Source organism: Photorhabdus akhurstii (assembly GCF_018448925.1).
Lineage (GTDB): Bacteria > Pseudomonadota > Gammaproteobacteria > Enterobacterales > Enterobacteriaceae > Photorhabdus > Photorhabdus akhurstii.
Window position 1 is genome coordinate 1 of the sequence record NZ_RCWE01000178.1, and the last position, 214, is coordinate 214.

A 214-nucleotide genomic window follows, 5' to 3' on the forward strand; every position below is an offset into this window, starting at 1 on the left:
TCGGTTCGGTCCTCCAGTTAGTGTTACCCAACCTTCAACCTGCCCATGGCTAGCTCACCGGGTTTCGGGTCTATACCCTGCAACTCATTCGCCCAGTTAAGACTCGGTTTCCCTGCGGCTCCCCTATACGGTTAACCTTGCTACAGAATATAAGTCGCTGACCCATTATACAAAAGGTACGCAGTCACCCCACCCCAAAACGCTCCACTGCTTG

The 214-nt window shown here is 52.8% G+C and carries 1 rRNA gene; it reads right to left on the bottom strand.

Going from position 1 to position 214, the window contains the following annotated elements:
* A 23S ribosomal RNA gene (locus EAE93_RS24215) occupies window positions 1-214 on the bottom strand; the annotation flags it as partial.